The sequence below is a fragment of the Candidatus Yanofskybacteria bacterium genome (genome assembly GCA_003514055.1).
Taxonomy (GTDB): Bacteria; Patescibacteriota; Minisyncoccia; order 2-02-FULL-40-12; family GWA2-44-9; genus UBA12115.
In genome coordinates this window covers 139418-151602 of sequence record DOSG01000002.1, presented here as the reverse complement: position 1 = coordinate 151602, position 12185 = coordinate 139418, and the positions used below count along the sequence as shown (strand labels likewise).

Annotated in this window: 15 protein-coding genes; 2 read left to right on the top strand and 13 right to left on the bottom strand. The window is 44.7% G+C overall.

Translation table 11 applies throughout. The features are described from left to right. Positions 1-28: 28 nt before the first annotated feature. A complete protein-coding gene (locus tag DEG18_01395) occupies positions 29-952 on the bottom strand; it encodes an alkyl hydroperoxide reductase (protein ID HBX58252.1) in 924 nt (307 codons plus the stop codon). Positions 953-1018: 66 nt separating this feature from the next. Here DEG18_01395 and DEG18_01390 point away from each other — a divergent pair, with 66 nt between their 5' ends. Further along, positions 1019-2383 carry a hypothetical protein gene (locus DEG18_01390; protein ID HBX58251.1) on the top strand — a complete coding sequence of 455 codons (1365 nt, stop codon included), beginning with the start codon at positions 1019-1021 and terminating at the stop codon, positions 2381-2383. Positions 2384-2494: 111 nt separating this feature from the next. On the opposite strand, the gene DEG18_01385 is transcribed toward DEG18_01390, so the two are convergent. After that, the gene (locus DEG18_01385) at positions 2495-3109 is read right to left on the bottom strand and encodes a superoxide dismutase (GenBank protein HBX58250.1); all 615 of its coding nucleotides are present in this window, start codon (positions 3107-3109) and stop codon (positions 2495-2497) included. Between the two features lie 191 nt (positions 3110-3300). Next, positions 3301-3531, bottom strand: coding sequence for an NrdH-redoxin (locus DEG18_01380; GenBank protein ID HBX58249.1), 231 nt, complete (start codon positions 3529-3531; stop codon positions 3301-3303). A 117-nt stretch (positions 3532-3648) separates the two neighbouring features. Here DEG18_01380 and tgt point away from each other — a divergent pair, with 117 nt between their 5' ends. Continuing rightward, on the top strand, positions 3649-4839 hold the full coding sequence (tgt, locus tag DEG18_01375) for a tRNA guanosine(34) transglycosylase Tgt (GenBank protein HBX58248.1): 1191 nt from the start codon (positions 3649-3651) through the stop codon (positions 4837-4839). A 259-nt stretch (positions 4840-5098) separates the two neighbouring features. Here tgt and DEG18_01370 read toward each other — a convergent pair whose 3' ends face one another. The 10 genes from DEG18_01370 to DEG18_01325 all read right to left on the bottom strand — a co-directional run bounded on the left by DEG18_01370 (position 5099) and on the right by DEG18_01325 (position 12001). Next, positions 5099-5278, bottom strand: coding sequence for a hypothetical protein (locus DEG18_01370; protein ID HBX58247.1), 180 nt, complete (start codon positions 5276-5278; stop codon positions 5099-5101). Positions 5279-5337: 59 nt separating this feature from the next. Beyond that, positions 5338-5721: a hypothetical protein gene (locus DEG18_01365; protein ID HBX58246.1), complete on the bottom strand. Its 384-nt coding sequence runs from the start codon at positions 5719-5721 to the stop codon at positions 5338-5340. A 447-nt stretch (positions 5722-6168) separates the two neighbouring features. After that, positions 6169-7236 (bottom strand): hypothetical protein, encoded by a 1068-nt coding sequence (locus DEG18_01360; GenBank protein ID HBX58245.1) that lies wholly within the window; start codon positions 7234-7236, stop codon positions 6169-6171. Between the two features lie 122 nt (positions 7237-7358). Further along, positions 7359-7547 (bottom strand): hypothetical protein, encoded by a 189-nt coding sequence (locus DEG18_01355; GenBank protein HBX58244.1) that lies wholly within the window; start codon positions 7545-7547, stop codon positions 7359-7361. 289 nt (positions 7548-7836) lie between these two features. Next, on the bottom strand, positions 7837-8661 hold the full coding sequence (locus tag DEG18_01350; protein HBX58243.1) for a hypothetical protein: 825 nt from the start codon (positions 8659-8661) through the stop codon (positions 7837-7839). Continuing rightward, on the bottom strand, positions 8661-9005 hold the full coding sequence (locus DEG18_01345) for a hypothetical protein (protein ID HBX58242.1): 345 nt from the start codon (positions 9003-9005) through the stop codon (positions 8661-8663). The genes DEG18_01350 and DEG18_01345 overlap by 1 nt, the downstream gene beginning before the upstream one ends. Before the next feature lie 125 nt (positions 9006-9130). After that, positions 9131-9700 carry a thymidine kinase gene (locus tag DEG18_01340; GenBank protein ID HBX58241.1) on the bottom strand — a complete coding sequence of 190 codons (570 nt, stop codon included), beginning with the start codon at positions 9698-9700 and terminating at the stop codon, positions 9131-9133. A 97-nt stretch (positions 9701-9797) separates the two neighbouring features. Continuing rightward, a complete protein-coding gene (locus DEG18_01335; GenBank protein HBX58240.1) occupies positions 9798-10136 on the bottom strand; it encodes an RNA-binding protein in 339 nt (112 codons plus the stop codon). Positions 10137-10325: 189 nt separating this feature from the next. Beyond that, positions 10326-10874 (bottom strand): phosphohydrolase, encoded by a 549-nt coding sequence (locus DEG18_01330; GenBank protein HBX58239.1) that lies wholly within the window; start codon positions 10872-10874, stop codon positions 10326-10328. 356 nt (positions 10875-11230) lie between these two features. Beyond that, entirely contained in the window at positions 11231-12001 is a 771-nt protein-coding gene (locus tag DEG18_01325) for a disulfide bond formation protein DsbA (protein ID HBX58238.1), read from the bottom strand. Between the last annotated feature and the right edge of the window lie 184 nt (positions 12002-12185).

Genomic DNA, 12185 nt, shown 5'->3' with positions numbered 1-12185 from the left:
CCTCTCGAAAGCCACACCCCAATCTGATTCATTTCTCAGTTACTAAGCGGTTAAGATACTCAACTGCTGATAATGCTGCAATACAGCCCTGCCCGCAAGCAATAACAATCTGCTTATAAGCCACATTCGTGACGTCTCCAGCGGCAAATATCCCAGGCACATTGGTTTCGCATCTAGCGTTGACCTTGATCTGCCCATAAGCATCCTTCTCAACATCATCAGGAGCAAGCGATGAGTTCGGAATCTGTCCAATATGAACGAAGACCCCCTCGACGACAAGATCTATAGTATTTCCATTCTTGTCTTTATATCTAATCCCATTAACAAACTTATCACCCACAATCTCCGTGGTCAAAGCTTCGTAAATAATCTCAACGTTGGATCTCTTGGCTAAATTTTCTATGAGAACCTGTTCGCCCTTAAAGCTTACGTTCTTATTTATTACATAAACCTTACTGGCGATATCCGACATCATTAATCCAGACTCCATGGCCGCATTGCCGCCTCCAATTGTTGCCACGACCTTCCCGCCGAATAGCGGCCCGTCGCAAGTCGTACAATAGGTGACGCCCCTCCCTCTGAAATCTTTTTCACCCGGGACATTAAGCTCCCTTGGATGGACACCCGTAGATATAATGACTGCCTTAGCTTTAATCTGGTCGCTATCTATCTCTAATGAAAAAGTCCCATCATCGGCTTTAGTTATTTTCTTAACGTAAACACCTTCTCCAATCTCAGAGCCATAAGATGCTAGATGCTCTTTAAATAATCTCGCTAGCTCTATACCATCAGTCTTGGGCATACCCGGCCAATTGCCAATCTCCCCAGATGTAGCCACTTCGCCACCAAGGTCTTTAGCTATTAGCTTAAACTTCAAGCCGCGTCGCGCCGCATAGATACCAGACGTAATACCAGCCGCCGACCCACCGATAATAATTAAATCATGAATCATATAAATAAATTAATACTTCTCAATCGAAACTTTATATGCTTTGTATTTTAGTATATCATAATCATAATGAGCAATAAATGGCTAATTCTCACAATCTTAAGCCTTAGCGTTGCTACTCGTTTTATATTCTTTGGGCACCCAAGCCAAACAGTTTTTGATGAAGTCCACTTCGGCAAGTTTGTGTCGGCATACTACACCCATGAATATTATTTCGACATTCATCCACCTCTTGGAAAATTAATTATAGCCGGTTTCGGCAAGCTCGCCGGCTTCAGCCCAGAATATAGCTTTTCCCAAATTGGTGAGAAATTTCAAGATAATAGATATATGGCGCTCAGATTCTTGCCGTCTCTGGCTGGAGCCTTGCTACCGTTGATTCTATTCTTTCTAGCCCTAGAGATAGGCTTTTCAAGACGAGCGGCGCTACTGGCTGGCCTTCTTCTGGTTTTTGAGAATGGAATAATCACTCAATCTCGATTTGTATTAATGGATGCTTTTCTCCTCTTGTTTGGATTCTCTTCATTACTATTCTATTTCAGATATCGTAACCACAATAAGTCGATAAATTTATTCTTGGCAGGAATCTTCGCGGCATTCGCGATCTCAATTAAGTGGACCGGGCTAACTTTTTTGGCCATAATAGCTATCCTTGAATTAATAATGCTTCTAAAGAAATACAAAGGGCGCCTTTGTATAAAGGCGCCCTTTGTATTGGTGGCTAAAAATTTAGTGTTTCTGCTTTTCATCCCCTTCCTAATATATTTCTCAGTCTTTGCTATCCACTTCTCGCTTCTGAATAAATCGGGTGATGGTGACGCCTTCATGAGCCCAGAATTCCAAAAAACATTGCTAGGCGATGCAGGTTATGATGATCCGCAGGTTAAGAAGCCCACCATGATAGGAAAGTTTTCTGAGTTAAATTATAGGATGTACACAGCCAATAAGACACTTGCCTCTAGTCACTCGTACAGCAGTAAATGGTATACCTGGCCATTCTTAATTCGGCCCATATATTACTGGGTATCTAGTGAAGCCAGGATATATTTCATGGGCAATCCGATCATTTGGTGGCTATCAACCATGACAATGCTGGCATTAATACTTCGAACCGCACAACACGCGATCACCAACTCAAAGACAATAGTAAGAGATAGGAAAAAAGAGTTACTCCTCATCGGTGCCTTTGCGATCAATTTTCTTCCATTTATATTCATCGGTAGAGTTATGTTTCTGTATCACTATCTTTCGGCAATAATTTTTGCGATCCTAGCTCTCGCCTACACGCTAGACAATGAATCTCCCCGAAAATTAATTATAGCCGTTATTGCTTTGTGCGTAGTCTCATTTGTATATTTCAGTCCCCTCACTTACGGGTTGTCAATGAGTAGGACAATTTACGAGAGTCACATCTGGCTCCCAAGTTGGGAATAGAAACAAGCAAACTAAAAAGAGCCTATCCAGCTCTTTTTAGTTTAAATCTATTCGAGTAATTGCCGCTTCCCTCGACGGCAAGCTAGCTTCATATAATATCCACATACATCGCTAGTCCAGCGTATATTCTTTCGCTTTTTGATATATTTCTTCGATCTTGTCCCAGTTTAGGTTATCAAAAAAGTAATTTATATATGCCTGCCTATCTGAGCCCGTATCTATGAAATAAGAATGCTCATAAACATCTAGCGCTATGATTGGAACTGCACCCCAGATACCACCATGGTTCTGAGCATCGCAAGTAAAGATTCTTAACTCTCTTTCGTGCATATCCCAAGCCAATATGGCCCAGCCCCTTGCGGCCATGCCACACGCTGATAAATATTTTTTAAACTCATCAATTGATCCATATCTACCAACTAAATTCTCTACAATCTCCCCCTTCGGTTTACCATCGCCGCCCAAAATATGGAAATAGTTTTCGTGTAAATAGACGCCATTATTGGCGAAACCTTCGGCAACCTTTAACCCTCTCAATTCCGAAAATGTCTGATTACCATCGGCCTTGCCACTTTTTCTAAGCTCGCCCAGCTTCTCCTTTATTTCATTGGATTTATTCACATAGCCGGCATACAACTTGCCATGATGAATCTCCACGGTCTTTTGAGATATCCCCCGCAGAGTATCTGCGGCATATTCTAATTGTTTTATTTCTTTCTTCGGCATCTTAATATTGGAGGTCGGTCGGGCGTGGATGTGATTTTCAAGAGGCCCGCGCAGGCGAGACGGCGCCGTCTCGGAGGGATGGTGCTTTAGCCCATCCTCCAAGTCTCTGTAGCGAGAGGGTGATTTCTCAGGAGAGAAATACAACCCGTACTCGAGAAAGTCATATCCATGCTCGGCTTTGCTCTTCTTGACTATCCTAGCATCTCGTCGATCTTGGAGCGATCGAAGCCAATGATTAATTTGTTGTCTATATCTATTACTGGTACACCCATTTGCCCGGTCTTATCAATCATCTCCTGTCTCTTGACTATGTCGCTCATTACATCAAATTCTTCGTATTCCAAACCCTTACTTTTAAAATATTCCTTAGCCATATGACAATAAGCGCAGGACGGTGTCGAGTATATTTTTATCTTCGCCATTTGTTTTTATTTAATTGAACCCATGCATTATACCACAAGACGAAAAGAATTATCCACATTATCAGATTACGCATTATCATATGGTGATTTACTCGCAAATAAGCTATACTAAGCGCCATGTTTAAAGTCATAAAGACCGACGATAAAACCAAGGCTAGACTAGGCGTATTAACTACGCCTCACGGCGTAGTTAATACGCCGTCTTATGTTTTTGTTGGCACTTATGGCAGTTTCCGCCACCTAAAGCCTGTAGATCTCAAGGCGACCAACCTTCAGCTTATCATTGCTAATACTTTTCATCTTTGGGAAAAGGCGACTAAGAATAAACTTAAGGAAGGTTTCATTCACAAATCCTTCGGCCAATCTGCCAGCTGGCAAGTGCCAATCATGACCGATAGCGGTGGTTTCCAGGTATTGTCCCTAGCTTTCGGTGATAAGAATAAGGTTAGTAAATTCATGTCCGACGACATTAAAACCGACATGTCCAATGAACGTACAAAAATAAAAATCACCGAGAAGGGTGTTTATTTTTGGTACAACGATAAAAAATTATTCCTTGGCCCCAAACTCTCGATGGATCTCCAAAGAAAGATCGGCGCGGATATCATCTTCGCCTTTGACCATATCACATCACCACACGATAATTTCGCCTATAATAAGAAAGCGGTTGAGCTAACTAACAAGTGGGCCCATATCTGCCTGAAAGAACATGCCAAGAACCAAAAAGATAAAAAAAACAAACAAGCCCTATTCGGCATAGTTCAGGGTGGCATCTATCCAAAACTTAGACAGAAGAGTGCCAAATATATTGGCTCCCTTCCCTTTGAGGGTTTTGGCATCGGTGGCTCATACACTAAAAAACAGATCTCGGAAATACTAAAATGGGTTATCCCCTATTTGCCAGAAGAAAAACCTAGACACCTCTTGGGTGTTGGTAAAATCGCCGATATATTCGAAGCTGTTGAAAACGGCGTCGATACTTTCGACTGCGTCATTCCTACCCGCGAAGCTCGTCACGGCAAGCTCTATATTAAAACTGGCTATATCGACATTCGCAAAGGCAAATACAATGGTGATAAAAAAATTATCGAAAAAGGTTGTGGCTGCTTTACCTGCTCGAAAGTTACTCGAGCTCAGATTAGAGAATTAATCAAAAGCCCTGTCCGCGAAAAAAATGCAGTTGGCCAGCGCTGGTGCCTGATGCATAACATGTGGTTTTTCAATAAACTTCTTGAAGACATTCGTAAATCAATTTCTAAGGGCAGGTTCTCAGAATTTAAAGACAAGACGCTCGCTAGGCTTAGCTAATCACCTGCTCGACATGCGAGAAAATCCCAGCGAGATTTTCTTGCTAATTTCCTCGGCTCGCTCGTCCCACTAGGTGGGACACCTGCCCGCTACAGAGACTTAGAGGATGGGCTAAAGCGCCATCCCTCCGAGACGCCTCCGGATTGTCTCGCAAATGATTAGCCTCACCTTAGTCTCATTAAAATAAAAAACGCCCCGGCACGAGATGCGAGCAGGACGCTCTCTCGTACCGAGGCTAGGCTGGACTGATTCTCGACGATCAGTCGCCACTCAGACGAATATTCACTCGAGCCAGCTCTTCGGCTTTGCCGATCAAGAATCTTGCTCGCCGACGCATCGGTTCGACTTGATAAGTTGACCATCCGCCATCTTCGCTCTCACGAGCCCACTGCAGAAGCAATCGAGCCTCTGCCCTCAGAAGCTCGATTGCTTCTATCATCGGACGTCGAGGCTCCAGTGAATGTGCCATATCCTTCTCCTTGAAAGCCGCGGAACGAACTACTGGACCGGGATCTTGTGGCAGACACGAATAATTGCGCGACCAATTCGATCCGCCTGACCGAAGTTCTGACAGAAGACCGCATCCCCCGCCCTCACGTCATCGACAGCGCCAACTGCCCCGAACATGAAGCCATCCCTGTCGCGTCGGACTTTCAGTCCGACGATCTTGTGTTCTCCGACGAGAGGGATCACTTCGAAGACCTTGCCTTCGAAATCATACTGATCGCCTTCGTCGATGAACCTGACCTCGTCACCGACAGTCTGCTCGCTCACCCCACCCGCCGAATACAACCGATACGAAAGCAAGGCAGCAGCGACCACGCCGATCATCGCGATGACGAGTAGCAACTCGATCACCGTGAATCCCTTATTGCTCTTCATCGTTTCGTCTCCCTAGCGCCACATGGGCGCGAATCGAGTTACCAGATAACGACACTAACCCTGTATCTATATTATACCAAATTCCGAGGATTTTGTAAAGGCGACCCGGGCCGTCAAAATACTGCCTTTTTGCTAATTATAAAAGCCCCACCATCGGGACTTGTGTCGCCAATGATGGGGCTGACCAGGTGAGACCCCGAGGAGGGGGTCTCACCTGGTACCCACGACTACATCGTGTAGCCGCTCTTCTCGCCCTTGCCGCGGCGATTGTGTCGCCGCGCCGCCTGCCGCCGTGCCCAGCTGTTGCCGCGCAGACCGTCGCCGCTGGAAATCCGATGAAGGTGCTTCCGAACACGAACATCACGCTTGCGAGCCATAGGGCCTCTCTTTCCGCGCTTCATGCGCATACTGACTATCTCTATATTATATTACTTATCAGTGCAGACGTCAAGCTGACTTCGCAGAGGCTTGCGATCTCTGTGCCGCCGCCAGCCTAACTCTTTCGTTCAGTTTCCCAGATTGGACGTCTTTCAGAAGCTGGGATTCAACGGACGCCCCACCAACGAGAACCTCGAGTTCGTCCTGAATCTTCCCCTCTCGATCCATCTGACTGAATCTCGTATGGACAGCCTCAATAATGGCAGAGGCCGGAAATACTTTGAACACTGCAACAATCGCCTCGATTTGTGCCTCCACTTTCTTTCTAGCACTCTTGAGGTCGCCGAACTCATTGATCAATTCCTGAATCAAAGGCTCAGCGTATTCCCTTACGTTCGTCTCGGCATATAACGCATCCGCGCTTCTGATAAGATCTTCGTGGCTGGATCCGTTCTTCTGCTCGAATGCAACCATCAGCTCCCTGATTTCGAGCATCCCCTTCAGGAGATTGAGAAGGCTCGTCATTCGAGATTTGAAATCAAACGAATCGATGTCTTGCTTTTTGAGAATTGCCAGCGCCTCATCTAAGGCGTCCTGGCATACTTTGACAACCTCTTTCGGTTCGTGCATTCTCTTGCTCTTAGCCTCGGCGCGGTATTGCTTGTAATTCGCGATGTTGGCGGTGAAATCTCGTCGAACAAACCTGAGCAATCTCCTGATCTGTCCAAAGACTGATTTTACTGAAAATTTTGCCAACTTTCCAAGCCCATAGACAGCCCACCCCGACGCATAAATCAAAGCACCGTTGAGTATCATCTTGAATCCGACGTCACGATCAAATCCTGGGAAAGCGATATCCGCGGAATTACCCGATGGAGGCGCTTGCGTAATACCTGAAATCAGGAGCATAGCCATAAGATAGAAGAACGAAACAACGACGAATCCCACCCAGCTATCATCATAGTCATAGTCATCAAAAAAACCAAATGTAATTATCCTAGCCGATCTTTTAGCAACTCCGACTATGCTATTCACGATAGAGAAACCGGCCAATCCAAAGAATATTGAGCTCCAAATTCCTGGCACATGAGCCAACCATTGCCAAATAGAGCCAACTACCGATAGGACTTCTGTCATGCGCCACCTCATTTTCAAGTAGCGATTTGCGACAACAAATTAACACTTTTTCGCTAATGCGTCAAGAATACCCTAAAGCCGCCTTGAAGGCGGCTTTAGGGTATTCTGCTCTAATATAAAGACTAAGCTACCTTTTTCATCTTAGAAAAGACGTATATGTACAATATGTCCAAGATGCCGAGAGTGTTGACTAAGAGAAGCACAACGAACCAAACTTTGTGCTGTTCTCTAGCGGCTTTCCAAAGAGCCGTACCCTTCCAGAACAGTGACCACGCAACTGCGATCACGAAAATGACACCGATAAGCGGCAAGAAGGCGACTCCTACGCCCTTCTCCCATCCTACTCCTTTGCCAGCTTCCATTAAATTAGCAAATAAATCCATGTATTTTTATTTTTGTTATTTTAATTATGAAAACTCGACCTAATGTGATTGTAACATGAGCAGTTAAGAATGTTAATTTTGAGAGGCCCGCGCAGGCGCGACGGCGCCGTCTCGGAGGGATGGTGCTTTAGCCCATCCTCCAAGTCTCTGTAGAGAGAGGGCGATTTCTCAGTAGAGAAATACAGCCCGTACTCGAAAAATTGATATTCTTAACACGCTAATAGCCTCTGAGCTTCTTCAGCTTTTTAATATCATCCTCGACGCCATCATGATCGGTCTCCAATATCATATCGACTTCTGGAAATTGCGCCATCAAACTTACAAATCCCTCCTCCCCGATCTCGCCCTTACCTATATGCTCATGACGATCTTTTTTCTCGCCTAAGCCAACCATCGAATCGTTGGCATGGATTAATTTTATTTTCTCTAAGCCAACTGTATTTTTTATTTTCCCCATGACCGCTTCAAAACCATCTTTGGATTTGATATCGTATCCCGATGCAAACATGTGAGCCGAATCAAGACATATGCCAATCTTATCACTCGTATTATCGAGAATGTATCCTAAATCTTCGAATGTACTACCAATCGTATCGCCCGCTCCGGCTGATATCTCAAGTAAAAAAACTGTCTTCCCTCTGTAGCCATCAACAATCTCTTTGATACTTTTGACTACTACATCAAGAGCCTCTCCTTTGTTTTTATAATCCTTAGCGCTACCCAAATGAGTCATTACATATTTGGCACCAATTAAAGAACCTCTCTCAAGCTCCTCTCGAACAACACGCACAGAAGCTTTTCTAACGTTTTCCTTGACTGAAGCAAAGTTAATGTAGTATGGCGTATGAATATAATAATTTTCTTGATTCCATTTCTTCGTCTCAGATTTAAATTCCGAGATTAGTTCTTCTGTTAACTCAGGTGCCGCGCCGCCCTGCGGTGAGCGCGTAAATAACTGGAGAATCTCGCACCCCAAATCCGCCGCCCTCTTCGGCGCATTTTGTATTCCTCCCGCGATTGATACATGACATCCAATTTTCATTATATTATTCCCTCAGCTCTTAATTCTTCAAGTATATCACTTGGGATGGGAATTTCATCTCGGACTGGGCTTATGCCTGGATAACGCCAAGCCGTGATTATAACTTTCTGTTGAGACTTTGGCCGACTAGCATACATGGCCCAGATCTCCGTTGGCTTAGTCTTACTGCCCGATGGCTGCATCACGGCAATCGTGTCTTCGGCAATGCCGTTCTCGCTCCTTTTGGGATTGCGCATTATTCTCTTAACCTTATCCGGCGTTAAGCCATAATAAAGCATCTTGCGCATAACGTGATTAGTCCAATGATATCTCTTATCGTTTTTCGGAAACTTGAATAACTGCATACGACTATTCTACATAATATTACATATTAAAAAAGTACCCAATCGCGCTTCGCAACTGGGTACTTCCTAACACTCAATCAATTCATTCTTGAGTTGAGACTAATGGATAGGTGTCTCTAGCGCACCTATACCGATGGCAAGACGTGGCACTTCTCGCACCTTGGCTCATACTGAACATCCCCAACTTCAATTTGCGAAGATGTCCCCGATAATTTTTGAGTAAAGCGTGCACCGAGATGACGACACTTCGAACAAACGGCGGTCTTTTTAATCACGACGTCTGCCAATGCTAGCAAGTTAGGCATGATTAGGAATGGCCTTTTCCAAGCATCTAGGTCCAGACCCGACAGCCAAACCGGAATATCCAAATATTTAGCCGCATAGAGCATTACATCATAAAACCAACTATCAAAAAACTGGCATTCATCCGCGATTATAATCTCGGGATTATATCTTCTAATCAAGCTTCTCAAATGCTCCTCGTCTTTTACCTCCATGGCCGACAATTCTTTCGTTAAAACGGGCTTCCCGCCATCCCACTTTCTAGAGGCTATGGCGCCGGTAGTTCTCTTATCAATCGCGGGCTTAACAACGAGAACTTTCATCCCAGCAATTAGATATTTATTGGCTTCGCCAATGATCTCTTCAGACTTACCAGATCGCATTGGTCCAACCACAACGGTGACGTCTGCCACTTCCTTACCCCTTTCAAAGGTCTGGGACTATTATATGCGATTCGTTTATAAAAACAAAACACCGGCCCTTTCGGGCCGGTGTTTCTAAAGACAACGATTAGTAGTCTCTGCCTCCGCCAAAACCTCTGCCACCGCCTCGGTTTCCGCCACCCATGCCTCCACCGAAACTGCGCCTTGGGGGTTTGTCGGTCATCGGTCTAGCTTCGTTTACGACAAGCTTTCTGCCGTCGAGTTCCACGCCATTGAGAGTCTCAACAGCCTTGGCAGCCTCTTCGTCACTAGCCATCTCAACGAATCCAAAACCTCTGGATCGGCCAGTCATCTTGTCCATAAGGACAGATGCTGATTCAACGGTACCAGCCTGAGCAAAAAAGTCTCTGAGCTGAGCATCGTTGGTGTTATAGGAAAGATTCCCTATATATAATTTCTTAGCCACTTATATTTTATCTGCGAGATCAACGCGTGGCATATAATTAGCCACTCATCTTTGCGCAAATATATCTATTTATTTGTAGGACGACCTCCCGCGCCCCCGCTAAGAAACTTAGAGAGACTATCGAGAAAACCTACTGTAAACCTATTATAACATACTTCTCGCCAAAATAGCAAATGCCTCGATATCCATCTACAAACCTAGCTGATCTGAGATAGATTGCATGGCTACAAGGGAGATCTCTGCGAATTTTTCCAACGATAAGTCGATCTGCTCACAAACCCTAATACAGTCACGATTCGCACCCTTGGCAAAACTCTTTTCATGGAAACGATTGACTATACTCTCTGATTTGACGTCAGCCAATTTTTTAGATGGCAGGACTAGTGCCGCGGCAGTGATAAGGCCCGACATCGGATCCGCGGCCACCAGTGCTTTCTCGAATCTAGTCTCGGCTGGGATACCGTGCATAACATTATGAGTTAAAACTGCGCGAGCAATCTCTTTCGAAAAACCCGCCTCCTCAACATATTTAGATCCTAAGATTGAGTGCTTATCCAATTCCTTATTTGTCTCCTCGTAATCAATATCGTGCAATATTCCAGCCACCTCCCAATCCTGTTCATTCTCGCCGAAATGTTCAGCTAAGGCAAACATAATAGCACCCACGGCTAGTGAGTGCTTCTTCATGTTAGTATTCACTATTTTCTCATTCAACAATTTTAAAGCCTTCTCTCTCATGTCGTTATGCTTGACCGACTTGGAATATGGCTTTCTCGAGTACGGGCTGTATTTTTCTGTTGAAAAATCACCCTCTCCCTACAGAGACTTGGAGGATGGGCTAAAGCACCATCCCTCCGAGACGGCGTAGTCGAGCCTGCGCGGGCCTCTCGAAATCCACATCCCAAGTCTTAGCATTGTTAATTAAACGAAGGCCCAAGCCTACAGCGAGAACTCTCGCAGGCCCGAGGGCTGAATCATTATTCTCTATCAGAGTTAATAAAGGATAGGATCTTCCGAGGGCCGAGAGTGTAGACAGTGGACGCCCGCAGGAGGCGGACAACTATCGGTCGAGTCGTAGGCTTGAGGCGGAGCGGCTACTTTACTTTAGCCAATTCCTCATCGATGATCATCTTGAATTGTGCGAATGGATAAGCTCCGGACATTACTTGCGAGCCTATGAAGAATGCTGGCGTGCCTTCTACCCCCTGAGCGGTGCCGTCACTCAAGTCTTTGGCAATTTCATTCTTGAATTTGCGCGTATCTAAGCACGAGTTAAATGTTTTAGTATCTAAGCCTATCTCGCCAGCCCATTTCTTAATTTCATTAAGAGTATACTGAACTGTACCTTCACCTTTTTTGACTTGTTCCGCGAATATCTTATCGTTCATCTGCCAATACTTACCCTGCTCATCGGCACATTCAGTTGCCTCGGCCGACGGATTGGCCATAGGATGTATAGATAATGGATAATCTCTGTATACGAAATTTACTTTGCCAGTGTCTATATATTCTTTCTTAATCTGAGGAAGAGTATCTTGCCAGAATTTTCTGCAATAAGGACACTGAAAATCACTAAACTCAACAATCGTTAGTTTAGCCTTTTTTTCGCCAAGTATAGTGTCATCATCAATTAAGCTAGCCGACGAAGGCAATTCTGCAGCTTGGCCACTATCGTCAAGAAGCCCCTTGAATCCACCATTCGAATAAATTACTGCTAGACCTATTAGTAATCCAGCGATGACAATCGCACCGGAGATTATCATTGTGTTCGGGCTAATTCCATCCCAAAATGGCTTGGGTGGAATATCCTTGAGTGACGCCCCGCTGTCATTCCCAATTGGCAAATTATTATTTATTTCATCCATACTTTTTTAGATTAATTTACTAGCATTAATTTTAGCAGATGGACTTGCAATTTACAAATAAAAGATTGATACTTAGCCAAGAATACTTCACAAAAAAGCAAGGATAAGGCGATGACCGACGAGAACAAAAGATTATCAGGGTGGCTAGCTTTCGCATTAATAGTAGTCATGTTCTGTTTCTGGC